The sequence below is a fragment of the Streptomyces sp. NBC_00536 genome (assembly GCF_036346295.1).
Lineage (GTDB): Bacteria > Actinomycetota > Actinomycetes > Streptomycetales > Streptomycetaceae > Streptomyces.
On record NZ_CP107819.1, the window covers coordinates 1,064,984 to 1,087,518 of the forward strand.

20 protein-coding genes are annotated in these 22,535 nt (G+C 72.6%); 5 read left to right on the forward strand and 15 right to left on the reverse strand.

What is annotated here, in order from left to right; genetic code table 11:
- Positions 1-61: 61 nt before the first annotated feature.
- The 6 genes from OHS33_RS04505 to OHS33_RS04530 form a co-directional block, all read right to left on the reverse strand.
- Complete coding sequence (locus tag OHS33_RS04505) at positions 62-1,051, reverse strand: alpha/beta hydrolase (RefSeq protein ID WP_330329063.1); 990 nt, start codon at positions 1,049-1,051, stop codon at positions 62-64.
- Positions 1,052-1,082: 31 nt separating this feature from the next.
- Positions 1,083-2,090, reverse strand: a complete 1,008-nt coding sequence (locus tag OHS33_RS04510) for a hypothetical protein (protein ID WP_330329064.1) — start codon at positions 2,088-2,090, stop codon at positions 1,083-1,085.
- Between the two features lie 50 nt (positions 2,091-2,140).
- Positions 2,141-3,127, reverse strand: a complete 987-nt coding sequence (locus tag OHS33_RS04515; RefSeq protein ID WP_330329065.1) for an LGFP repeat-containing protein — start codon at positions 3,125-3,127, stop codon at positions 2,141-2,143.
- Positions 3,128-3,412: 285 nt separating this feature from the next.
- Complete coding sequence (locus OHS33_RS04520; protein ID WP_330329066.1) at positions 3,413-4,966, reverse strand: serine/threonine-protein kinase; 1,554 nt, start codon at positions 4,964-4,966, stop codon at positions 3,413-3,415.
- A 48-nt stretch (positions 4,967-5,014) separates the two neighbouring features.
- Complete coding sequence (locus OHS33_RS04525; RefSeq protein WP_330329067.1) at positions 5,015-5,839, reverse strand: serine/threonine protein kinase; 825 nt, start codon at positions 5,837-5,839, stop codon at positions 5,015-5,017.
- A gap of 234 nt (positions 5,840-6,073) precedes the next feature.
- Positions 6,074-6,865, reverse strand: a complete 792-nt coding sequence (locus OHS33_RS04530) for a metal-dependent hydrolase (protein WP_330329068.1) — start codon at positions 6,863-6,865, stop codon at positions 6,074-6,076.
- 144 nt (positions 6,866-7,009) lie between these two features.
- On the opposite strand from OHS33_RS04530, the gene OHS33_RS04535 reads away from it, so the two are divergent.
- The 3 genes from OHS33_RS04535 to OHS33_RS04545 all read left to right on the forward strand — a co-directional run bounded on the left by OHS33_RS04535 (position 7,010) and on the right by OHS33_RS04545 (position 10,963).
- On the forward strand, positions 7,010-9,523 hold the full coding sequence (locus OHS33_RS04535) for a DEAD/DEAH box helicase (RefSeq protein ID WP_330329069.1): 2,514 nt from the start codon (positions 7,010-7,012) through the stop codon (positions 9,521-9,523).
- Positions 9,524-9,656: 133 nt separating this feature from the next.
- A complete protein-coding gene (locus OHS33_RS04540) occupies positions 9,657-10,553 on the forward strand; it encodes an acyl-CoA thioesterase (protein WP_330329070.1) in 897 nt (298 codons plus the stop codon).
- A gap of 8 nt (positions 10,554-10,561) precedes the next feature.
- Entirely contained in the window at positions 10,562-10,963 is a 402-nt protein-coding gene (locus tag OHS33_RS04545) for a YchJ family protein (RefSeq protein ID WP_330329071.1), read from the forward strand.
- On the opposite strand, the gene OHS33_RS04550 is transcribed toward OHS33_RS04545, so the two are convergent.
- Positions 10,927-11,688 carry a DUF6397 family protein gene (locus tag OHS33_RS04550; RefSeq protein ID WP_330329072.1) on the reverse strand — a complete coding sequence of 254 codons (762 nt, stop codon included), beginning with the start codon at positions 11,686-11,688 and terminating at the stop codon, positions 10,927-10,929. The two genes, OHS33_RS04545 and OHS33_RS04550, sit on opposite strands and share 37 nt — an antisense overlap.
- Positions 11,689-11,958: 270 nt before the next feature.
- Positions 11,959-13,758, reverse strand: a complete 1,800-nt coding sequence (locus OHS33_RS04555; protein ID WP_330329073.1) for a galactose oxidase-like domain-containing protein — start codon at positions 13,756-13,758, stop codon at positions 11,959-11,961.
- Positions 13,759-14,045: 287 nt separating this feature from the next.
- Here OHS33_RS04555 and OHS33_RS04560 point away from each other — a divergent pair, with 287 nt between their 5' ends.
- On the forward strand, positions 14,046-14,720 hold the full coding sequence (locus tag OHS33_RS04560; RefSeq protein WP_330329074.1) for a GNAT family N-acetyltransferase: 675 nt from the start codon (positions 14,046-14,048) through the stop codon (positions 14,718-14,720).
- A 110-nt stretch (positions 14,721-14,830) separates the two neighbouring features.
- Here OHS33_RS04560 and OHS33_RS04565 read toward each other — a convergent pair whose 3' ends face one another.
- From OHS33_RS04565 to OHS33_RS04590, 6 genes are all read right to left on the reverse strand, one after another.
- Positions 14,831-15,229 carry a roadblock/LC7 domain-containing protein gene (locus tag OHS33_RS04565; RefSeq protein WP_330329075.1) on the reverse strand — a complete coding sequence of 133 codons (399 nt, stop codon included), beginning with the start codon at positions 15,227-15,229 and terminating at the stop codon, positions 14,831-14,833.
- A 174-nt stretch (positions 15,230-15,403) separates the two neighbouring features.
- Positions 15,404-16,030, reverse strand: a complete 627-nt coding sequence (locus OHS33_RS04570) for a GTP-binding protein (RefSeq protein ID WP_330329076.1) — start codon at positions 16,028-16,030, stop codon at positions 15,404-15,406.
- An 87-nt stretch (positions 16,031-16,117) separates the two neighbouring features.
- Entirely contained in the window at positions 16,118-16,498 is a 381-nt protein-coding gene (locus OHS33_RS04575; protein WP_330329077.1) for a DUF742 domain-containing protein, read from the reverse strand.
- 46 nt (positions 16,499-16,544) lie between these two features.
- Positions 16,545-16,988, reverse strand: a complete 444-nt coding sequence (locus OHS33_RS04580; RefSeq protein ID WP_330329078.1) for a roadblock/LC7 domain-containing protein — start codon at positions 16,986-16,988, stop codon at positions 16,545-16,547.
- Positions 16,988-19,825 (reverse strand): sensor histidine kinase, encoded by a 2,838-nt coding sequence (locus OHS33_RS04585; protein ID WP_330329079.1) that lies wholly within the window; start codon positions 19,823-19,825, stop codon positions 16,988-16,990. Before OHS33_RS04585 ends, OHS33_RS04580 begins: the two co-directional genes overlap by 1 nt.
- A 117-nt stretch (positions 19,826-19,942) precedes the next feature.
- Entirely contained in the window at positions 19,943-20,719 is a 777-nt protein-coding gene (locus tag OHS33_RS04590; RefSeq protein WP_330329080.1) for an MHYT domain-containing protein, read from the reverse strand.
- 160 nt (positions 20,720-20,879) lie between these two features.
- Between OHS33_RS04590 and OHS33_RS04595 the strand changes: the two genes are divergently transcribed.
- On the forward strand, positions 20,880-21,479 hold the full coding sequence (locus OHS33_RS04595; RefSeq protein WP_330329081.1) for a class I SAM-dependent methyltransferase: 600 nt from the start codon (positions 20,880-20,882) through the stop codon (positions 21,477-21,479).
- 16 nt (positions 21,480-21,495) lie between these two features.
- Here the strand turns inward: OHS33_RS04595 and OHS33_RS04600 are convergent, their stop codons facing one another.
- Positions 21,496-22,410 carry an oxygenase MpaB family protein gene (locus tag OHS33_RS04600; protein ID WP_330329082.1) on the reverse strand — a complete coding sequence of 305 codons (915 nt, stop codon included), beginning with the start codon at positions 22,408-22,410 and terminating at the stop codon, positions 21,496-21,498.
- Positions 22,411-22,535 lie beyond the last annotated feature (125 nt).

Sequence of the window (22,535 nt, forward strand, 5' to 3'; positions counted from 1 at the left end):
GCGGCCGTGCCCCCACCGCCTTCACGGGCGGTGGGGGCACGGTTCGTCACGAACGGTTGGTTCAGGCCTTGCGGAGCCGGTCGATGATCCCGTCGAGGTCGCGGGTCAACATGTAGTCGCGGACGAAGTGGCCGCCCGGCTCCTCGTGCCACTCGTGCGGGATCCCGGCCCGGTCGAGCGCCCCGCGGAACTCGCGCTGACCGGCGAGCACCTGGGTCTCGTTGAAGGTGTCGAAGGCGTTCGTCCGGTCGGGGCTGGTGCCCGCGACGAGGAAGACCCGCTTGTTGCGGTAGCTCTCGATGCGTTCCATCGGGTTGTCCGCGGTGACCCTGGCCTCGTCCCACGGCACGCCGTAGACGGTGCCCCCGCCCAGGTCCAGGGCCGCGGAGGACAGGTTGGCCCAGTGCACGACGGCGCCGCCGTCGCGGCGCACGCTGGCCGGGCCGGAGTGGGAGCTCACCGAGGCGAAGTGGCCCCAGTACTTTGCGGCGTACTTCAGGGCGCCGAAGCCGCCCATCGAGAACCCGCCGACGGCGCGGCCGTCGTATTCGGCGAAGGTCCGGAAGTTCGCCTCGACCCAGGGGATCAACTGCCCGATGTGGAAGGTCTCCCAGTTGCGGGGGCCGACGTTGGAGGTGACGGGGTTGGAGTACCAGCCCGCGTGCCCGCCGTCGGGCATGACGACGATGATCGGCTTGCCCTGGGTCAATTCGCGGATGCGGAGGCGGTCGAAGGTGATGAAGTCCTGGTCGGTGCCGCCGCCGTGGAACAGGTAGAGGACGGGGTAGGTGCGCCCGCTCCAGTGGTAGTCGTCCGGGAGCAGCACGTTGACGGCGGGCTGCCAGCCGATCGCGTCGGTCTGGAAGCGGTAGTACCACATGCGGGGGTCGCCCTCGCCACGGTCCACGATGTGCAGGCCGCCCGCGTCGCCGACGGCGGCGGCCGCCGAGGCCGACGCGAGGACGCCTCCGGCGCCCAGGGCCACCGCGGCGGAGAGACCGCCGACGGTCTTGAGGACGTTCCTGCGGGTGGGACGGTGCTCGTTCACCATGATCTCCTGATCACATAGCAAGGGGGAATCGTCAGTTGTTGGTGATCCAGGTGCCCCGGTCGGGGCTCCAGTGGATCGTGACCTTCTGGAACCGCTGGGCCTTGCCGCCCGCCTCGTCCACCTCGTCGTTCACGGGATAGCCGAACGCGGCCTCGTGGCCGCCCGCGTGGAAGGCCTGGTAGATCGCGCCGTGGACCGTGTGCGTTCCCGTCTGCGGGGACCACATGAACAACCCCTGCTCGAAGAACTGGTAACGGCCGCGCGTCCCGCCCGGTGCCTGCGCGCCGTCCGCCTCGTCCATCGTCGGGAAGCCCCAGCGCCGCTCGGCGTCCGTCGCCCAGAACTTGTCCCGGATGTCGCCGTAGACCGCGAAGGCCGCGTCCGGGTGCCAGAGGATGATCCCGTTCTGGAAGGCCTGGAAACGGCCGCCCATCATGGAGTCCCGCTCCCCCGTGGTCGGCCGGCCCAGCGCGCCGCCGGGACCGCCCAAGCCGTCGTACTTCGCGCCGATCGCGCCGTACGGCATCAGGTCGTCCAGCAGGTTGTAGCGGCGGGGCGTGAACCCGCGCAGCCCGTCGCCCCACACCCGCTCCTCGGCCACGTGCCCGAAGTCGTACTCCTCGCGGACCACCGGCTGGGTGTGCCCCGGGTCCGCCCAGCGGACGAACAGCGCCACGTGGTCGGTGCCGCCCGAGTCCTTGAGCAGGATGTCCCCGGGCTGCAGATCGCCCGCCGGAATGTCGAAGGTCACGTTCCACAGGGACCAGGTGGTCAGGGACGAGTCCAGGTGCCAGGCCATCGAGACGAAGCCCGAGCAGTCGGGGCGGTAGCACCCGAACTGGTTCTCGTGGCAGCCGCTCTGGCTGTACGGCACCTGTTCGGCGATCCACGACCACGCGCGGTCCATCGCCTCACCGCGCCCGATCGACCCGCCCCGGTCCGAGGCGGTCGCGGCCGGCGCCGTGGTGAACGTGACCGCGGTGGCCGCCAGCACCAGCGTCAGCGCCCCGATAGCACGTCGAAGGATCAGCGGTCTCATGGCTGTCTCCCGTCAGATGTCAGATGTGTGCTCTGCCCGCTGTCCGCCGGTCAGTTGGCGGTGGTCCAGGTGCCCCGGTCGGGGTTCCAGTGGATCGTGACCTTCTGGAACCGCTGGGCCTTGCCGCCCGCTTCGTCCACCTCGTCGGTCACCGGGTAGCCCAGCGCGGCCTCGTGGCCGCCCGTGTGGAAGGCCTGGTAGATCGCGCCGTGCACCACGTGCGCGCCGGTCTGCGGGGACCACATGAACAGCCCCTGCTCGAAGAACTGGTACCGGCCGCGCGTCCCGTCGGGTGCCGCGGCCGCGGCCGCCTCGTCCATCGTCGGGAAGCCCCAGCGCCGTTCCGCGTCGGTCGCCCAGAACTTGGCCAGGATGTCGCCGTAGACCGCGTAGGCCGCGTCCGGGTGCCAGAGGATGATCCCGTTCTGGAACCCCTGGAAGCGGCCGCCCATCAGGGCCGCCTCCTCGGCGCGTACCGGCCAGCCCAGCGGGCCGTCGTGGCCGCCCGTGCCGTCGTACTTCGCCCCGATCGCCCCGTACGGCTGGAAGGCCTCGTCCCGCTGCGCCCGGGCGGTGCCCTCCGCCGCGTCATAGCGGTCCGGATAGGCGGAGCGCTGGACGGCCTGCGCGAGCTGACCGGCGCTGCTGCCCTCCATGCCGGGCTCCATCTGCAGGGCCACCTCGAAGAACTTGCCCGCCGCGTAGTCGACGTCGAGGATCTGCTCCGGCGAGCCCCACCCCTGCGAGGGCCGCTGCTGGAAGACGCCGAGCGAGTCCCGGTCCCCGCAATTGAGGTTGTTCATGCGGGACTCGACCCAGCCCGTCTCGAAACCGGCGAGCATCACCTTCGCGGACACGTTCATGCGCTGGCCGACCTCGTACACCTTGCGGGTCACCGCGATGTCCCGCTGCGCGGGTATGTCGCAGTACAACTCGGCGGTCGCGGTGTGGCCGAGGGGACCGGGAACGTCCTTCACCCCTTGGGCCCGGGCCGGGAAGCCCAGGGCGGACACGGCCGTCAAGACCAGCACGGCCATGGTCGTCGTTCTCGTGCGTCGTGCCGTTACGCCACGCACCAGCCTGCTCCTTCGTTCCGCTCCGCCTCGCGGCGGCGGTCGTGTGGGGGATGAGTGCGGTCCGCGGACCGACGGGCCACAACGTACGGCCGGGGCGGGGCGGTTCCTCATCCGGAACGATCCGGAGTGACAGCGCCCGACGGGCTCCGCTACCGGGGCGGCCGGGGCGGGCCGGGCCGCCGGGTGGACCGACGGCCCGCGGCCGAATCCGGGTGCCGGAGCCGGGAGTCGGAGCCGGGTGCCGGATCAGCTCGTGGGCGCGGGCCGCGGGCACGGCGGCAGCGCGGGGCGGTCCTGGGTGCGTACGGCGGGCAGCCAGGCGTCGGGGCGCGCCGAGCCGGGGGCGAGCCGGACGTGGAACCACCGGGTGGACAGCTCACCCGACTCGTCGATGATGGGCATCCCTTCGGGGAGCTGGCAGTCGGCGTCGAGGACGTCCCCGTGCCAGACCCGTGTCGCCACGACGTTCTCGGCGGTGTAGGGCCGCAGCGGGTCGATCGCCAGGCCGAGGCTGCACTGCGCGTCGCGGTCCGTCCGCGCCCGGCAGCCCTGCTCGGCGTTGAACACCCGCACCCGGTCGGCGACATCGGTCACCCGGGCGGTCGTCGGCGTGCCGGATCCGCCGGGCGCCGCGGGCCCGGCGTCCCCGTGCACGGCGTACGCCCAGCCGGCCGCGACCGTCCCGCACACGGCGAAGGCCGCGAGGACGGCGAGGGCCCTGCCGCGCCGCCGCGGCGCGGCAGGCTCGACCACAACGTGATCGGCGACCGTCCGGGCCGCGATGCGCGTGTGCAGGCTCCCCGCGGTGTGCGCGGCGCGCGCGGCATGGGTCGGGGCCAGGCAGTCGACGGCGAGCGCCCGCCAGAACGCCGGCACCGCGGTGTCCAGGCGCAACGGCATGCGCCCGTCGGCGTATTCCTGCGCTCCGGCGCCGCGCGCCATCGGCGTGGCACCGGGGAAGGGCGAGGAGCCGGAGGCGAACACCTCGTGGATCACGATGCCCAGGGCCCAGATGTCGGCGCTCGGGCGGACCTCCACTCCGTGCTCGCCGAGCGGGGCCTTCCACCGTTCGGGCGGAAGGTAGTCGAAGGTGCCCATCGGGGGCGCGTAGCCGCAGGTGCCGTCGTCGTCGGTCAGTTCCGTGGCGATCCCGAAGTCCGCGAGCTTGACCGAACCGTCCGCCATGATCAGCACGTTGTCCGGTTTGAGGTCCCCGTGCACCCAGCCCGTGCGGTGCAGATGGGCCAGGCCCTCGCAGACCTCGGCGATCAGCCTGGCTCCCTCGGCCTCGCTCACCGGACCGTCGAGCAGGTCGCGCAGGCTGCACCGGGCCCGTTCCATCACCAGGACGATCGCGCCGTCCAGCAACGGCCGGTCCGGTTCGCTGAGCACGACGGTGTCCAGGAGCCGGATCAGCCTCGGATGGTGGAACCTGCCGCAGAGTTCGGCCTCGCGGCGCGCGGCGTCCGCGAAGTCGCGGGCCTGGCGCGGGGACAGCCCGGCGGTGGGCAGGAACTTGAGCGCGACGTCGTCGGGGCCGATCCGGCCGCCGCCTCCTTCGCCCGGGATGCCCGGGGTGCCCGGCGTGCCGGTGATGCCCGGGGCGCCCGGGCTCCCGCCGACCCGCCGTCCCGCGTAGACGGTCGCCCGGCCGCCCGTCGCGATCGGCTCGGTGACCTCCCAGCCGCCGACGCGGTAGCCGCGCGGGAGGACCTGCGCGTACTCACTTCCGGGTGTGTCGGCCGAGACGCGCACCGTCGGCTCCTCCGGCCCGGGGGCCCTGTCGGTCCGTGTGGCCATCTGACGGTCCGCCGTCCGGGGAACCGCCGCCCGCCGTGGGCAGGCCCGTCATCGCACCGCCTCCCGCTTGCGCGCACCCGCGGCGAACCGGGGCGGCAGCAGGGCGAGGTGCTCCTCGCGTACGAGCCCGAACCGCAGCGCGAGTCCGACGATCGCCTCCCGCTTGCCGTTGCGCCGGGCACTCCTGCGGGGGTCCGACTCGGCCGGAACGCTGATCCTCATCTTCTCCTCGGCGAGGTAGTCGATGTGGGAGCTGACCGCCCGGGCCGTCAACGGTGCGCAGGCCGCGTGCCCGCCCAGCCGCTCGACGATCTCCGGGGTGGTCGGCACCGCGACCGGGGACTCGTCCCGCAGGCGCGGTTCGCAGAGCGCGACCAGTACGAGGAAGTACGTGGCCGTCTCGTCCAGGGAGTAGGCGGTGACGGTACGGCTCCCTCCGTGGCCGCCCCGGCCCGCCATGGCTCCCATGACGTCCGGATCCAGGTAGACGTGGTCGGGCGCGAACACCTGGAAGGAGACAGTGGCGGTGCCGCGCGTCGGCAGCACCACCCGGGAGAACTCGAAGGGGATGGGCGCCCCGGCCCGGCGGGGCGGTACCCGCAGGTACTCCCCCGCACCTTCCGGGTTCTCCACCAGATAGCTCTGGTCCGTACTGTGGTTGCTGAGCTGCCAGTGGTCGTCGGTCACCCGGATCTCCCCCGCCAGCCGGGAGATCGCCGGGTCGTTGAGCCGGAGTTCGACCGGAGCCGTCGGGCAGCCCCGTCCGAAGCGGGCCGCCTCGCCCGGCCCGAGCCGCAGCGTCACCGCGTCGCCGAACGGCTCCTCGCCGACGCCGTCGCTCCCCTGCGGCAGATAGATGACGATCCCGCTCACGGTCCCCCCTGTTCCCGCCGCCGCGTCAGCGGGCGGCGCCCCAGCCGACGTTACCCAGGCGTAACGGAGTTCGGGGATCGGATGCGGCCGCAATGGCCGGGAGTCGCCGTGAGACTGTCCGACCGGACGGCACGTCCGATCGCTGCGGCGGCCCGTCGGCTGACGTGACGCCGGGAGGGAAAGGGAGGCGATACGCGACGGACCGCGTAGCCGACCGCGTAGCCGACCGACTGGCTAGATGAAGCCCATGGCCGCGGCGCCACCCACGCCGCCGAGCAGCATGAACACCGGCATGAGGACCTTCAGCTCGACCCAGCTGCCCGCGCGGAAGCGCATCATCTTGGGCGGGCCGATCGGGTACCAACGCTTGCCCGCGATCGGAATGGGCCACAGGACGGGGCAGCCCGACACGGTCAGCGCGTCCCCGATGTCGTGGACCAGCGCGCCGAGCACGATCGGCAGGCCCAGCCACAGGTACTCCTGGCCGGGGCCGGTGAACAGCCAGTTCGCTCCGTTGCCGGGCTGGTCCAGCACCCCGGCCAGTATCCAGGCGCTGGTGGCGCCGAGCAGCCAGACGAGGACGTCGCTGGACATCCGGGCGGCCCGCCAGAGCAGGCCTTCGACGGCGAGCACCAGGTGGACGAAGAGCAGGACGAGGACGCCCCAGCGGTCGGTGGTGACCGCCAGCGCCGAGGAACCGCCGCCGATCAGGACGGCCCACAGCCAGGTGTGGGTGAGGGTGCGGTGCCCCCCGGTCCGGCGGGCGTCGCGCGGGGCGCGGGTCGCCTTGTATACGGCGTAGGAGATCTTGTCGACCACCTCGCACAGGCCGCGGGAGAGCGGTCCGAAGGCGCGCGAGATCGTCGCCGACTTGTGGTCGAGGTCGGGGGCCAGGGCCGCGCCCGCGCAGATGAGCGCCCCGACGACGAGGACGGGCCAGGGCATGGGGTAACCGGCGGCCGCGGTCGCCGCGCCCACCCCCAGCCAGGCCGCTGCCCCGGAGAGTGAGTGCGCCGGACCCATCATGCTCGTTCTCGCCCCAGTGCTGTGGAAGTCGGGCCCAGTTGACGGTTTCGTTCGGACCCGGTCGACGGCACAGCGTACCGTCGATGATCTTCTTTCCCGCCGCCGGTTCCCTCATCCGGCGCGAAGCCAGGCAAGATGGGGGGTGTGACCCTCATTGATCAGCTCCCGCCGAACGCCGACCCCGACGCCCTCTTCGAGGCTTTCTCCTCGTGGGCGGAGGACCAGGGCATCACCCTGTACCCGGCGCAGGAGGAGGCTCTGATCGAGGTCGTCTCCGGGGCGAACGTGGTCCTCTCGACCCCGACCGGCTCCGGCAAGAGCCTGGTGGCCGCCGGAGCGCACTTCACCGCGCTGGCCCAGGACAAGGTCACCTTCTACACCGCGCCGATCAAGGCCCTGGTGTCGGAGAAGTTCTTCGAGCTGTGCAAGCTCTTCGGCACCGAGAACGTCGGCATGCTGACCGGCGACGCCTCGGTGAACTCGGACGCCCCCGTGATCTGCTGCACGGCCGAGGTGCTGGCCTCCATCGCCCTGCGCGACGGCCGGAACGCCGACATCGGCCAGGTCGTGATGGACGAGTTCCACTTCTATGCCGAGCCGGACCGCGGCTGGGCCTGGCAGATCCCGCTGCTGGAACTCCCCCAGGCCCAGTTCGTCCTGATGTCGGCCACCCTCGGTGACATGAAGCGGTTCGAGGAGGACCTGACCCGGCGCACCGGGCGCCCGACCTCGGTGGTCCGCTCCGCGACCCGGCCCGTCCCGCTGTCGTACGAATACGTCACCACGCCGATCACCGACACCATCACCGAGCTGCTGGAGACCCGGCAGGCACCGGTGTACGTGGTGCACTTCACGCAGGCGCAGGCGGTCGAGCGGGCGCAGTCGCTGATGAGCATCAACATGTGCACGCGCGAGGAGAAGGACAAGATCGCCGAGCTGATCGGCCACTTCCGCTTCACCACCAAGTTCGGCCAGAACCTCTCGCGCTACGTCCGCCACGGCATCGGCGTCCACCACGCGGGCATGCTGCCGAAGTACCGGCGCCTGGTCGAGAAGCTGGCCCAGGCCGGTCTGCTCAAGGTCATCTGCGGTACCGACACCCTCGGCGTCGGCGTGAACGTCCCGATCCGCACCGTGCTCTTCACCGCCCTCACCAAATACGACGGCAACCGGGTCCGCACGCTGCGCGCCCGCGAGTTCCACCAGATCGCCGGCCGCGCGGGGCGCGCGGGCTTCGACACCGCGGGCTATGTGGTCGCCCAGGCGCCCGAGCACGTGATCGAGAACGAGAAGGCGCTCGCGAAGGCGGGCGACGACCCGAAGAAGCGCCGCAAGGTGGTCCGCAAGAAGGCCCCCGAGGGCTTCGTCGCCTGGTCCGACATCACCTTCGAGAAGCTGATCGGCGCCGACCCGGAGCCGCTGACCTCGCGCTTCAAGGTCACCAACATCATGCTGCTGTCGGTCATCGCCCGGCCCGGGGATGCCTTCAAGGCGATGCGCCACCTCCTTGAGGACAACCACGAGCCGCGCAAGAACCAGCTGCGCCACATCCGCCGGGCCATCGCGATCTACCGCTCGCTGCTGGACGGCGGCGTGGTCGAGAAGCTCGACACCCCCGACGCCGAGGGCCGCACCATCCGGCTCACCGTCGACCTCCAGCAGGACTTCGCGCTGAACCAGCCGCTGTCCACCTTCGCGCTGGCTTCCTTCGACCTGCTGGACCCGGAGTCGCCCTCCTACGCGCTGGACATGGTCTCGGTGGTGGAGTCCACGCTGGACGACCCGCGCCAGATCCTCGCCGCGCAGCAGAACAAGGAGCGCGGCATCGCCGTGGGCGCGATGAAGGCCGACGGGATCGAGTACGAGGAGCGGATGGAGCGGCTCCAGGACGTCACCTATCCCAAGCCGCTCGAAGAGCTGCTCCTGCACGCCTACGACGTGTACAGCAAGAGCCACCCGTGGGTCCGTGACCACCCGGTCTCCCCGAAGTCGATCATCCGCGACATGTACGAGCGCGCGATGACCTTCACCGAATTCACCTCCTTCTACGAGCTGGCCCGCACCGAGGGCATCGTGCTGCGCTATCTGGCGGGCGCGTACAAGGCGCTCGACCACACCATCCCGGACGACCTGAAGTCCGAGGACCTCCAGGACCTCATCGCCTGGCTCGGCGAACTGGTCCGCCAGGTCGACTCCAGCCTCCTCGACGAGTGGGAGCAGCTGGCGAACCCGGAGGTGGAGACGGCGGAGCAGGCCCAGGAGAAGGCCGACCAGGTCAAGCCGGTCACGGCGAACGCCCGCGCCTTCCGCGTCCTCGTCCGCAACGCCATGTTCCGCCGGGTGGAACTGGCCGCCCTGGACAACCTGCACGAGCTGGGCGAGCTGGACTCCGAGTCCGGCTGGAACGCCGACGCGTGGGGCGATGCGATGGACGCGTACTGGGACGAGTACGACGACCTCGGCACCGGCCCGGACGCGCGCGGCCCCAAGCTGCTGATGATCGAGGAGGACGCGGAGCACGGCCTGTGGCGCGTCCGCCAGGCCTTCGCCGACCCGAACGGCGACCATGGCTGGGGCATCAGCGCCGAGGTCGACCTCGCCGCCTCCGACGAGGAGGGCCGGGCGGTCGTCCGGGTCACCGCCGTCGGCGAACTCTGACCGTCCCCGGCCCCGTCCGGCCGCGCACCCGTCCGGCCCGTATGGGTTCAGCCCGCATCCGTCCGGCCCGTATCCGTCCGGCGCCCTCGACGCCACCGGCACCGCCGCCCCCGACCTCAGTGGAGAACCCCTGATGACGAACCCCGCCGAGAGACTGGTCGACCTGCTCGACCTGGAGCAGATCGAGGTCAACATCTTCCGCGGCCGCAGTCCGCAGGAGTCCCTCCAGCGGGTCTTCGGCGGCCAGGTGGCCGGCCAGGCGCTGGTGGCGGCCGGCCGGACCACTGAGGGCGGCCGCCCGGTCCACTCGCTGCACGCGTACTTCCTGCGCCCCGGTATCCCCGGAGTGCCGATCGTGTACCAGGTGGAGCGGGTGCGGGACGGGCGCTCCTTCACCACCCGCCGCGTCACCGCGGTCCAGCAGGGCAAGACGATCTTCAACCTCACCGCCTCCTTCCATCAGCCGGAGGACGGCAGCATCGAGCACCAGCTGCCTCCTCGTCTGGACTTTCCGCACCCCGACACGCTGCCGAAGGTCGCGGACGAGATCCGCGCGCACCTGGGGGCGCTGCCCGAGGCCCTGGAGCGGATGGCCCGCCGCCAGCCCTTCGACATCCGGTACGTGGACCGGCTCCGCTGGACCCCCGAGGACCTCAAGGACGCCGATCCCCGCAGCGCCGTGTGGATGCGCGCGGTCGGCCCGCTGGGCGACGACCCCCTCGTGCACACCTGCGCCCTGACCTACGCCAGCGACATGACCCTCCTCGATGCCGTGCGCATTCCCGTGGAGCCGCTGTGGGGCATGCGCGGTTTCGACATGGCGAGCCTGGACCACGCCATGTGGTTCCACCGCCCGTTCCGGGCGGACGAGTGGTTCCTCTACGACCAGGAGTCCCCCATCGCCCACGGTGGCCGGGGGCTGGCCCGTGGCCGGATCTACGATGTGGAGGGCCGCCTGCTGGTCTCCGTCGTGCAGGAGGGACTGTTCCGTCCCTACCCCCGGCCTTCCGAACCGTCACCGAAGAGCTGAGTGCGCCCATGCCGACCCCGGCCCTCCCCTGCCCCTGCGGGCTGCCCGCCGCCTACCCCGACTGCTGTGGGCGCTTCCACTCCGGCACACGGCAGGCCCCCACGGCGGAGCTGCTGATGCGGTCCCGGTTCAGCGCCTTCGCCGTTGGCGACACCGCCTATCTGCTGCGCTCCTGGCATCCTTCGACCCGCCCGGGGCGGCTCGACCTGGATCCCGGCCAGCGCTGGGAACGGCTGGAGATCCTGCGTACCGAGCGCGGCGGGATGTTCGAGACGGAGGGCACCGTCGAGTTCCGGGCGCACTACCGCGAGGGCGGGCACACCGGGTCGCTGCTGGAGCACAGCACCTTCTCCCGCGAGGGCGGTGCCTGGGTCTACGTCGGCCCCCTCTCCCCCGTCGTCTTCGACTGATCCCGCGCCCCGGCGAGCGCGAACTCCAGACTGGTCCGGTACCAGCGCAGCTCGTCCGGGGGCTCCGCCAACAGCAACCCGCTCGCCACGGCCGCGGCGGCCGGGATCTGCGGGTGCCCGTAGGGCGGCGGCGGCGCGAGCCCGGTGAGCAGGATCCGCTCGGCCCGGTCGGGCACCGCCCGCTCCAGCTCCTCCTCCGGCAGCACGGAAGCCAGTACCGCCGCCCGCTCCCAGGGATCCGCGGTACGTCTCAGCAGGAGCCCCACATGCCGGCCGCGCCAGCGCCGGGGCCGCAGGTCCGCGCGAGCCTCGACCAGCGCGCGGTCCTCCGGGGGCGCGCTCCCGCGCAGCAACCCCGGTTCCCGTTCGGCGAACGCGGCCAGCTCCGCGGCGAGGTAGAGCCAGACGACGGCCCGGTAGCGGTTGATCCGGTAGCCGACCGGTGTGACCCGCCCGCAGCGCGCGAGCCGGGTGAACCGGCCGGGGCTGATGCCCAGCAGCTCGGCCGCATCCGCGGCGCCCACCGTCCGGACCCGCTCGCGCAGGGCGTCCGGGAACCCCTCCGCCGCCCTGACCCGGTCCAGCTCGGCCCGCGCGAACCGCGCGGCCCCGCTCGGCGCGCACGGCCCGGCCCGGACCATGCCCAGCTGCACGGCCCGGGCCAACTCGCTCCGCCGCAGCCCCAGTTCCTCGGCGGCCCGGCCGCCGCCGACAGCCCCCGACACCCCTCCGTGCCCCGACCGCGACCTCGACCCGGGCTCCGACCCCGACCTCGACCCGGGCTCCGGCCTCATGCCCGGCACCGCTGTCACGACCCTGCTCTTGACCTCCATGACGGTCCTCCCCCGCACGCGTTGATTACTCTGCGTGAAGACCGTAACTCGGTGCGACAGGGCCCCGCAAAGCCTGTGGATAACTCCCGCGACCACCCTCCGGCGGCAGGCGGCAGGCGGCAGGCGGCGGGCAGCGGCCGAGGCAGGAGCCATCGGACACGCCTATCGCAGCTGTACGAACTTCGCCGTGCTGGGCACGCCTCGCTCATCGAGCAGGAAGAGCATGTAGAAGCCGGGCGGTGCGTCCGCGGACGTGGGCGGGGCCTGGAGGTCCAGCGTGACCCCGTCGCGTTTGACGATGGACAGCTCGATGTGGCGCTGGCTTGTGTTCACGGAGTGCGTCGCGGTCGTCGGCGCCAGGAGCACGGCCTTCTTGACCTGCTCCGGGGTCGAGGTCGTCACCCTGAAGGGGGAGGCGTAGCCGACAGCCTTGTCGGGCACCGTGCCGAGCTGGGGACGGCTGCCGCCCTGATGGAGGTAGGCGGGTTCGAAGATCTCGATGCTGCCGTTCATGCTGTCGGAGATGTTCGGGTCGTTGGCGAGCTGCTGGAGTTCGTCGCCGGTGACCAGGATCCGGCCGTCGGGCAGGACGACGGCGTTGGAGTGGTAGCCGCGCGGCAGCCGCTGGACCGGGCCGAGCCGCCACTGGCCGGCCGCGTCCCGGGTCTCGGTCTGCCGGTACTTGAGGTCGGCCTCGGGGTTGTACGGGCCGTTGCCGTAGTCCCGGATCGCGTAGGCGCCGTTGACCGTGAGCAGGGTCGCGTCGGGCATCAGCAGGGTGTCGTCCTGGGTCCGGCCGAAAGCGCGCGGCTGCTGCTTCTCCCACGCGCCGTTCGCGAGCTCGTAGGTGTCCGGATCGTCGCGGTCGCCACCGAGTACGAGGACCGAGTCCGGGCCGTGCAGCCCCGCGGGCAGGGGCACGGCGGAGCCGTAGCCGCGGTCGATGCCGTCGGGGCGGGCGGGCAGGCCGGTGCGGGTTTCGGCGACCGGGTCGAAGGCGAACTGCTTGGCCGAGTCGCGGCCGAGCCCGTAGACCTTGCCGTCGCGCAAGGTGAACAGGTGTGGATAGTCGCTCTCCGCACCGAAGGGCGCGTCGACGCGGAGGCTGTCCGTCGGCACGCCGCGCGGGATGGCGGTCTTCTCGAAGGGGACGGGGTGGGTCTTGGCGGGGAACCGCTCGATGAGGGAGGTGGCGGTTCCCCAGCCCGTGGCGGAGTGCCCGGACATGATCAGCAGCCGACCGTCGGGGGCGGTCGCCACGGAGGGGTACCAGCGGCCCACCGCCATGTCCTTGTTGAGTGCCCAGGTCTCCGTCCACGGGTCGAACACCAGGGACAGTCTGGCGCCGGCGCCGCCGCCGAAGCCGAGGTTGCCGCCGAACACGCCGAGCATCCCGTTGGGCAGGAAGGCGTGCCCGGAACAGAAGAAGGGCGCCGGGCGCGCCTGGTACGTACCGTCCGGGACGAAGACCGTGGGCGGGGTGACCTTCTTGAAGGCCAGGGCCGTGGTGCCCTTCGACGGATCCCACAGGTACGCCCGCCCCGCGTTGGCCTTGCCGATGGTCCCGGTCGGGGCGGGCTCCTGGGTCGGGTTGTCCTCCATCCGTTCGAAGGAGAACAGCAGCACCTTCCCGGTGGGCAGCATCGCGATGTGCGCGGCGAAATCGGGCGACGGGAAGTACTCGGCGAACCGCCCGTACTCCTTCGGGCCGAACTTCGCGTTCGCCAGGCGCTGGGACCTCGTGAGGTCCTTGAGGCTGTCGATCCGGGTCAGCTGCGAGTACCCGCTCAACGCCGCCATCGACTCACGGAGGCGCGCATGCTCGTGGGCGTGCTCCTGGCCGAGGGCCGCCGACTCCTCCGGCCGTTCGGACCCCTCGTGGGCGGCGGCCGGCGCGGCCGCCGCCAGCACCACGGCCACGGCGCACGACGTGAGCCTGCCGGACCATCTCTTGCGCGCCATGGAACTCCTCACGGTTGCACTCGCTGCGGACCTCGCCCGCCACGACCGTTGTATGACGGGGCGTGAGGCACCGCACCTCCTCGCACACAAGCGCCGTGCGGCCATCCGTGCAGCCATCCGCGCGGGACACCCGGACCGGCTTGGGCGGCGGCTGGCGGGTTCGTCCGACCGGCCGTCACCCCCTCCCCTCTCCCCCCACCCCCATCAGCCCTATGGCCACACCACACCCCCGTCACGTAAGGTTCCTTTCGCACTATCAGCCATTACCACCCAGGGGGCGGACAACGATGCCGGACGACAGCAGGACCCCGGACGACAGCAGGATCAGCGAACTCGTGCGGATGTGGATCGACGGCTGGGTCGTCTCGCGCGGCGGCTCCGACCCGATCGACGAGCCGTGGGGGTGGACGATCGACGTCGGGCAGGCCAAACACGTCGCCCGCCACGTGCTGCCGGAGCCCTCCGAGGGCGATGTGCGCAAGATCGTCGCTGCGACGAGCGCGCCCGGGACGTGGCTCAAGCTGTTCGCCGAGGACCAGGAAGTCCTGCCCTGGGTCGGGCCGGGCTGGCGGTGCGACATCCCCGGTTTCCTGATGACCTGCCGGCTGACGTCCGAGCGCCCTGAGGTGCCGGCCGGTTACACACTCACCCAGTGGACCCGCGGCGGTGTCAGGCGCGTGCTGGTCCGCACCCATGACGGACACTTCGCCGCCCGCGGACAGATCGCCCAGGTGGGCGACCACGCCGTGGTCGACCAGGTCGAGACGGCCCCCGAGCACCGGCGCAAGGGCCTCGGCGGCCTGGTGATGCGCACGCTCCAGGGCACCGCGTACGAGGCCGGTGCGCGGACCGGACTCCTGGTCGGCACGCCCGACGGCCGGGCGCTCTACTCCTCGATGGGCTGGACCACGCGCTCCCCGATGGCGAGCCTCTGGTACGAGCCGTCGGATGGCGCCCGCTGAGGTCTCCGTGGACGGCGGTGGACCACCACCGCCGCCACCACCGCCGCCACCACCGCGGCCACGCCGTCGTCGCCGTCGCCGTCGCCGTCGTCGCCGCACGGAATCATGGTCTAGCCGCCGGTGATCCGCCGCTCCGCGACGCCCAGGTGCTCGCCCACCCGGTTGACCAGCAGGGTCATCTCGTACGCGACCTGCACGTAGTCCGCCTCGGTCGCGGTCAGGACGCACAGCGAGCTGCCCGCGCCGGCCGCCATCACCAGCAGGACCCCTTCGTCGTACTCGACGACGGTCTGACGCACCTCCCCGGCCCGGAAGTGCCGCCCTGAGCCCTTCGCCAGGCTCTGCAGTCCGGCCGAAACCGCCGCCAGGTGCTCCGCGTCCTCCCGCGCCAGACCCGCACTGGCGCTCGTCACCAGGCCGTCGTTGGAGAGCACCACCGCGTGCCGGACCTGCTGCACCCTGCGCGTCAGGTCATCCAGCAGCCAGTCGAGCTGCTTGTCCAGTGCCATATTCCGCCCCTCCCCGTTGACCCGGCCGACCCGGCCGCGCCCACCCCCGCACCGTCGTCTCGCCAGCCTTCCCCACCAGGGGCTTTCCGGCAAGGAGGATGTCCCCGTGGCGAGCAAGATGACTCAAGAGGAACGGGGTGCGGTCGGCATCACCGGCCGAGGATCACCGCGGCCTCACACGGAATCCGCCTGCGGCTCCACCGAGTCCAGGAGCCGGGCGGTGTGCATCCGCCCGGCGTACTCGACCAGCCTGATCAGCACTTCCTTCCCCGAGTCCTTGTCCCGCGCATCGCACAGCACCACCGGGGTCCCCGCCTCCAGGTCCAGCGCCCGTGACACCTCGTGCGCGCCGTAACCCCGCGCACCGGAGAAGCAGTTCACGGCCACCACGAACGGGATGCGCCGGTGCTCGAAGTAGTCCACTGCCGGGAAGCAGTCCTGCAGCCGCCGGGTGTCGGCGAGCACGACGGCCCCCAGCGCGCCCTGCGACAGCTCGTCCCACAGGAACCAGAACCGGTCCTGCCCCGGCGTGCCGAACAGGTACAGCGCCAGGCCCTCGCGGATGGTGATCCGGCCGAAGTCCATGGCCACCGTGGTGGTGGTCTTCTGGTCCACCCCTCCCGTGTCGTCGACCAGTTCGCCCGCCTCGCTGAGCAGTTCCTCGGTCCGCAGCGGACGGATCTCGCTGACCGCGCCCACCAGCGTGGTCTTGCCGACCCCGAAGCCACCGGCCACGAGTATCTTCAGGGCGAGCGCGGCCAGTTCCTCTTCCGCTTCCGGCCCCTGGACGTGTTGTCCCATCACAGTCGTCCCCTCAGTCTCGTGCCGTCACAGCTCGTGCCGTCACGGCTAGTGCGGTCACGGCTCGTGCCGTCACGGCTCGTTCCGTCACAGCGCCCGCAGTCCTTCGATGACCTCGCGCAGGATCCGCTCGTCCGGCAGCCGGGCAGGCGGTACGGGCCTGCTCACGCGGACGTGGCCCGCCTCCAGCAGGTCCCCCAGCAACACCCGGACCACGCCGACCGGCAGGTCCGCGTCGGCGGCGAGTTCCGCGACCGACTGGGTCTCCGACCGGCAGAGGCCGAGCAGGGCCCGGTGCTCCGGTCCGAGCAGCGATTCCTCCGCCGCGTCCACGGCGCCCGGCTCGACGACCACCAGCGCGATCAGGTCGAAGCGCACCCCGTGCGGGCCGGGTTTGGTGCGCCCGCCCGTCATGGCGTACGGGCGCACCAGCGGGCCCGCTTCGGCGTCGTACCACTGGCCTTTCACCGTCTGGCCGTTCGCTCTTTGGCCGTTCACCGTTGGGCCGCCGCTCTCAACCCGCGGCCGGCGGGTGCGCCGCGAACCGGGCCGGTGTGTACAGGTGCTCGCCGACCCGCTTGACCAGCCGGGCCATCTCGTAAGCGATCAGCCCGATGTCCGCGCCCGCGCCGCTGAGCACGGCCAGACAGGAACCGTCCCCGGCCGCCGCGACGAAGAGGAAACCCTCGTCCATCTCCACCATCGTCTGGCGCACGCCCCCGGCGTGGAAATGCCGCCCCGCGCCCTTGGCAAGACTGTGGAAGCCGGAGGCCACCGCCGCCAGGTGTTCGGCGTCCTCCCTGCCGAGCGCACTGGAAACACCCACCGCCAGGCCGTCGTTGGACAGGACCACCACGTGCCGGACCTCCCGGACCCGGACCACGAGGTCGTCCAGCAGCCAGTCCAGCTCGCCGGACCGGCGGACGCCCTCGAGGTCGATCCGCTGGTGTTCGATCATCACTCTGCTCCTTCGTTGGCTGTGGAGGTGATGTCTTGGGCGCCGCGGGCCCATCCGTCCCGGTACGCCGCCATCCGGTCCCGGGCCTCCTCGGGGCTCCGCCCCGGCGGGTCCTGCGGGGTGCCGGGCCCGGGCGGGGCCTTGGCGGCGGGAGCCTCGCGCAGCTGCGGGACGAGGCTGGCCTGGCGGACCCGGCGGGGCAGTTCGGTCACCCCGGCCAGGACGGGCTCGGGCCCGTGGACGGGCTCGCGGGCAGGGTCGCGGGCGGGCCGGAGCGTGGCCACCGGCGCGGGGCGGGGGTCCCGCTCCACGGCGGGCGCGGCGGGTGCGGCGGGTTCCGGCCGGGGCGACGGGGAGGCCGGGAAAGCCGGGAAGCCCGGCAAGGCCGGGGGAACCGCCGCGGCCTCGGGCTGGTCCGCCTGCGCGGCGGCCGATGAGACGGCCACTCCCCCGCCCGGCGTGCCCTCACCCCCGGCCGGGGTGCCCGCTTCCTCGCCCGGAGTTCCCGCGTCCTCGCCCGCGCGCTCGATGGAACCGCCGTCCGTGTCGTCGCCCGCGGTGAGCGCCCCCTGGAGCAGCGCGTTGGGCATCAGGACGACCGCGGTGGTGCCGCCGTAGGGCGAGGTCCGCAGATGGACCTTGACCCCGTGGCGGGCCGAGAGGCGGCTGACCACGAAGAGGCCGAGGCGGTCGCTGTCGAAGAGGTCGAGCGACTCGGACTGTTCGATCCGCCGGTTGGCGTCGGCGAGGGACCCCCGGCCCATGCCGAGGCCCCGGTCCTCGATCTCCAGTACGTAACCGGCGCCCACGGGTTCGCCGCTGACCCGGACCTTGGTGTGCGGCGGGGAGAACTGGGCGGCGTTCTCGATGAGTTCGGCCAGCAGGTGCGTGAGGTCGGCGACGGCGCCGCCGATGACGCCGGCCTCCGCGAGCCCGCGCACCTCCACGCGCGGGTAGTCCTCGATCTCGGAGACGGCGGCCCGTACGACGTTGGTCAGCGGGACCGGCATCCGCCAGGCGCGCCCCGGGGCCGCCCCCGACAGGATGATCAGGCTTTCCGCGTGGCGCCGCATCCGGGTGGTCAGGTGGTCGAGGCGGAAGAGGTCTCCCAGCTCGCCCGGGTCGTCGGCGCGCCGTTCCATCGAGTCGAGCAGCGTGAGCTGCTTGTGGACCAGGACCTGGCTGCGGCGGGCGAGGTTGACGAACACCCCGGAGATCCCGCTCGCCAGTTCGGCACGCTCCACCGCGGCGCTCAGCGCGGCCCGGTGGACGGTGGACAGGGCCTCGCCGACCTGCGCGATCTCATCCTCCGCCGGGCGCCCGGGCGGCGCCTCGGCGAGGACGTCGATGTCCTCTCCGGCGCGCAACCGGTCCATGGCGTGCGGGAGTTTGCGGTGGGCGATCTCCAGGGCGCCGTTGCGGAGCGAGACCAGTTCGACGACGAGGCCGCGCCCGATGCGCACGGAGATGACGAGGGCGGCGGCCACGGCGGCCAAGCCCAGCAGGACGGCCGCTCCGGAGGGGCTGAGCAGACCCTGGGCCAGCGGAGCCGTGTGGTCGGTGGACCCGGCGTGCGCGGCGCTCGCGATGGCGCGCATCGAGTCGCTCACTCCGGCGTACGCGGGCTCCCAGCCTGTGGGGGCGCCGTGCGCGTCGCGTCCGGTCCCGGCGGCGAGCGCCCGGTCCTCCGCCGCGGTGAGGTCGGCGTAGACGGCGCTCTTGGCGACCGTCTGCCAGGCGGCCCGCTGCGCCGCGGGCAGATCCCGGGCGGCGGCATCGGTGAGGATCCGGCGTGTCTCGATCCCGCCGGTCAGCTGGCGAAGCGTTTCCGCGCTGCGCGGCCCCGGCAGCGCGAGCAGCGCGTCCTCCCGGGAGAGGAGTTCGGCGGCCCGCCCGAACTCCAGCAGGACACGGGCGTCGGCGCCCGGTTCGGCGTCCTGGCCGCCGCTGAGCGCACCCCCGACGGCGAGGGCCGAGTCGACGACCCGGGTGTAGGACGCGTAGGCCGCGTCCGGGGCGGTCTTCCGGTCGGTGAGCCCGGTACGGGCGGTGCCGAGCGCGTCGGCGGCGGCCACGAAGGCCCGCATCCGGCCCGCGAGTTCGGCCGGATAGCCGCCCGAGTCGGCGACGGTGTGCGCGTCCCCGAGGCGGAGTCCGTCGATGGCGGCGCCGGTCTTGCGGCCCTGTTCCTGCAGGGCCGCCGCCTGGTCGGCGGCGGCCGGGTCGGCGAGGAAGCGGACCGCGGTGGCCCGTTCGGCCTGGAGCGCGGCGATCGCGCGATCGACGGGGGTGCGTATCCGGTCGTCGAGCTGCTGGGCGCGGGCGATCCGGGCGATGTCCTGGGCGGTGCTGACCGTCGCGAAGGCCCACAGGGCCAGCAGGGAGACGACCGGGACCATCAGCAGCGAGACGACCTTCGCGCGCACCGTGCCGGCGCGCGCGGACCGCGATCCGCGCCGGACGAACGGCGCGGGACCCGTGGTGGCCGCGGCCGCGGCGGCGAATCCGGAGGTGCCGTGGCCGTAGGCGGTGGGCCCCGGACCTCCTGGTGCGGGGGCTCCGGCGAAGGCGGGTCCGACCGCGAAGGCGGCGGGCGCGGGGCCCTGCGCGGGCGCGTGCTCAGGGCGGGGAAGGGAGGAGCGGGCGCCGGGGGCGTACGCCTGCCCCGGGGCGGGCGCCGGGCCCGGTGCACGTCCCTGCCTCCGGGCGGGTGGCGTGTCCCGGGGCCCGGGGCGGGGCTCATCGGCCGGAGGCCCGGCGTGCGCCCGGCGGCCGCGCGCCGGGGGCGCGGGGTGCCGCGGCGCCGCTGCGTCCGGTTTCCTGCGGGGTCTGCGCATGGGGTCCTCGTTCCGGTGCGGTGCGATGGTGCGGTGCGACGGGGCGGTGCGTGAGTGCGGTGCGGTGCGGTGCCTGGGGGCGCGTACAGGCGTACGTACGGGCGTACGGAGGGCCGGTCAGTGGGCGGGGGCGTGGGCGCCCAGGCTCTGCGCGGAGGCCGATGCCGCGCGCTCATCGGCGGTCGGGGACAGGGCGACGAACGCGGAGGTGATGAACAGGTAGGAGCCGAGGCCGACGGCGAGCGGGAAGACGAACTGCAGGAGCGGGGCCCCGGGCAGGGGCGCGTCCGAGGGGGTCACATGGACGGAGACGGCGAGCATCCCGGTGTAGTGCATGCTGCTGACGGCGGCCCCCATGACCAGGGAGGCGACGGCCACCGCCACCGGGGACTTGATGTTGACCGCCGCCCAGAGCGCCGCCGTGGCCGCGACGACCGCGATGGCGATGGAGAGGCCGACGGTCAGCGGGTCGTACGAGACGCGTCCGTGCATGCGCAGCGCCGCCATGCCGAGGTAGTGCATGCTCGCGACGCCGAGCCCGGTGGTGAGGCCGCCGAGCACGAGGGCGCGGCCGCGGTCCCGGCCGTAGCCGACGGCGAAGACCCCGGCGCCGACGACCAGGAGGGCGCCGAGCAGGCTGAGGAGGGTGAGCGGCACGTTGAAGTGGATCTCGGTGCCGGTGACGCCGAATCCGAGCATCGCGACGAAGTGCATCGTCCAGATGCCGGTGGCGATCGCGGAGGCGCCGGTGAGCAGCCAGTTGCGGCGGGAGCGTCCGGTGGCGGCGAGCGCCTGGACGGTGCAGCGCAGCCCGAGGGCCGAGCCGATGCATGCCATCACATACGACAGTACGGGTGTCAGCCAGCCGTAGGCCGCGTGGTCGAGGTGTCCCATGGCCACCGGACGCTAGTCCGGGTGAGGCCACGAACAGGGGGAGCATTTCGAAAGCCGCTGGAACTGCTGGAATATGACAGAGAGACGTTCATCTTCGATCACACCGGGTGTCATCCTGCGCACTGTCCGCAGGCATGGGCCGGTGGGGGATCATGGGCGCATGAGCGAAGACCACACACACGTGCAGGAGTTCTTCGGAGCGCGAGCGGCCGACTGGGACCGGAAGTTCCCCGGGGACGGGCCCGCCTTCGCCACCGCCGTGGCCGAATTCGGTCTGCGGCCCGGGGACCGGGTGCTCGACGCGGGCTGCGGGACCGGGCGGGCGCTGACCGAACTGCGTGCGGCCGTCGGCCCCTCGGGGACGGTGCTCGGCGCCGACCTCACCCCGCAGATGCTCGCCGAGGCCGCGCGGGCCGGGCGCCGGTCGGCGGGCGCGCTGCTGCTGGCGGACGTGGCCCGGCTGCCACTGCGCGACGCCTGCCTCGACGCGGTGTTCGCGGCCGGGCTGATCGCCCACCTGCCCGACCCCGGGGCGAACCTGTGCGAACTCGCCCGCGTGGTGCGCCCCGGCGGGCGCCTCGCCCTGTTCCATCCGATCGGCCGCGCCGCCCTCGCGGCGCGCCAGGGCCGGGAGCTGACCCCCGGGGACATGCGGGCCGAGCACAATCTCGGCCCGCTCCTCGCCGGTTCCGGGTGGGACATGACCTCGTACGCCGACGAAGAGGCCCGCTTCCTGGCCCTGGCGGTACGCCGCCCCTGAGCCCGCGGGAGCGCCCTTACCCGGGGGGCGGCACGTCGGCGCCCTGCGGCCGGCGGGGGTGCGGGACGGGGCAGCCACCCGCGCCCGGCAGCGGGAAGGTGCCCAGCTCCCCCACGTCGTAGCCCCCGCGGTAGCCCTTGATCTCCGGGTTCTGCCGGGTGTAGTGCGGCTGCGCGCGGGGCGGCAGCAGCCGGACCGCGCGTCCGCGCAGCCGCAGCGCGCCCCGGACCAGCCCGCGCACGCGGGGGTGCGGGCGCCCGTACCGGAACGCCCGCAGCAGCGGCTCGTCGAGCAGCGCCCGCCCGGCGCCGCGCACCAGCGGGGCGATCGGGGCCGGGTACCAGGAGGCCATCAGGTCGAGGGTGGCGTCGGCGACCTTGCGACCGCCCTCGTCCCAGCCGAAGTGGGCTTCCTCGTAAGCGTTCAGCGTGGCCTCGAACTCCTCGAATGAGTCCGGGATGTCCGTGATGCCCATGTGCCGGCCGAGGGTGGCGTAGTACCGCGCGATCGCCCGCTGTTCGTGGTGGGTCATCGAGCGCCAGCCGTAGACGTCCAGCCAGCGCTTCGGGATCACCACGAAGGTGCACAGGACATAGCGCATGTCCTCGTTGGAGATGTCGTAGGCGCGGTGCATCTGGTTCACCCGGCGGATCGCGGTGCGCGCGGTGTCGCTCTCGAAGCCGTGCTCGACCACCGCGTCGAGGAGCAGCGCGGTGTCGTCGTAGCGCTTCTGGGTGCGCTCGGTGAACTCGCCGGTCTCGGCGAGCAGCCGGCCGATGCTGGGTACGGCATACGTCCGGTAGAGCGCGAGTTCCAGCGCCCGGGCGAAGTCCCAGGGGAACTCGAAGGTGGCGGTGAGCCGGTAGATGGCCAGGAAATCCTGCTCCGGATCGAGCCGGAGGATCTCCTTCAGCCGGTCGTAACGCTGCACCGAGGAACCCTTTCTGTGGCGGGCTCCCAACTCTACGTGCAGGCAGTGGCCTTGGAAATCGGTGCACTCCCGCTCTCGACGCGCGGGTTACCAGCTGGTTAGGGTGCGCCGACAGATGAGCCACC

Excerpts from the sequence above, each read along its gene's own strand:
- OHS33_RS04505 (WP_330329063.1), bottom strand. The coding sequence starts at position 1,051 with ATGGTGAACGAGCACCGTCCCACCCGCAGGAACGTCCTCAAGACCGTC.
- OHS33_RS04510 (WP_330329064.1), bottom strand. The coding sequence starts at position 2,090 with ATGAGACCGCTGATCCTTCGACGTGCTATCGGGGCGCTGACGCTGGTG.
- OHS33_RS04515 (WP_330329065.1), bottom strand. The coding sequence starts at position 3,127 with ATGGCCGTGCTGGTCTTGACGGCCGTGTCCGCCCTGGGCTTCCCGGCC.
- OHS33_RS04520 (WP_330329066.1), bottom strand. The coding sequence starts at position 4,966 with ATGGCCACACGGACCGACAGGGCCCCCGGGCCGGAGGAGCCGACGGTG.
- OHS33_RS04530 (WP_330329068.1), bottom strand. The coding sequence starts at position 6,865 with ATGATGGGTCCGGCGCACTCACTCTCCGGGGCAGCGGCCTGGCTGGGG.
- OHS33_RS04540 (WP_330329070.1), top strand. The coding sequence starts at position 9,657 with ATGACGAACCCCGCCGAGAGACTGGTCGACCTGCTCGACCTGGAGCAG.
- OHS33_RS04545 (WP_330329071.1), top strand. The coding sequence starts at position 10,562 with ATGCCGACCCCGGCCCTCCCCTGCCCCTGCGGGCTGCCCGCCGCCTAC.
- OHS33_RS04555 (WP_330329073.1), bottom strand. The coding sequence starts at position 13,758 with ATGGCGCGCAAGAGATGGTCCGGCAGGCTCACGTCGTGCGCCGTGGCC.
- OHS33_RS04560 (WP_330329074.1), top strand. The coding sequence starts at position 14,046 with ATGCCGGACGACAGCAGGACCCCGGACGACAGCAGGATCAGCGAACTC.
- OHS33_RS04565 (WP_330329075.1), bottom strand. The coding sequence starts at position 15,229 with ATGGCACTGGACAAGCAGCTCGACTGGCTGCTGGATGACCTGACGCGC.
- OHS33_RS04570 (WP_330329076.1), bottom strand. The coding sequence starts at position 16,030 with ATGGGACAACACGTCCAGGGGCCGGAAGCGGAAGAGGAACTGGCCGCG.
- OHS33_RS04580 (WP_330329078.1), bottom strand. The coding sequence starts at position 16,988 with ATGATCGAACACCAGCGGATCGACCTCGAGGGCGTCCGCCGGTCCGGC.
- OHS33_RS04585 (WP_330329079.1), bottom strand. The coding sequence starts at position 19,825 with ATGCGCAGACCCCGCAGGAAACCGGACGCAGCGGCGCCGCGGCACCCC.
- OHS33_RS04590 (WP_330329080.1), bottom strand. The coding sequence starts at position 20,719 with ATGGGACACCTCGACCACGCGGCCTACGGCTGGCTGACACCCGTACTG.
- OHS33_RS04595 (WP_330329081.1), top strand. The coding sequence starts at position 20,880 with ATGAGCGAAGACCACACACACGTGCAGGAGTTCTTCGGAGCGCGAGCG.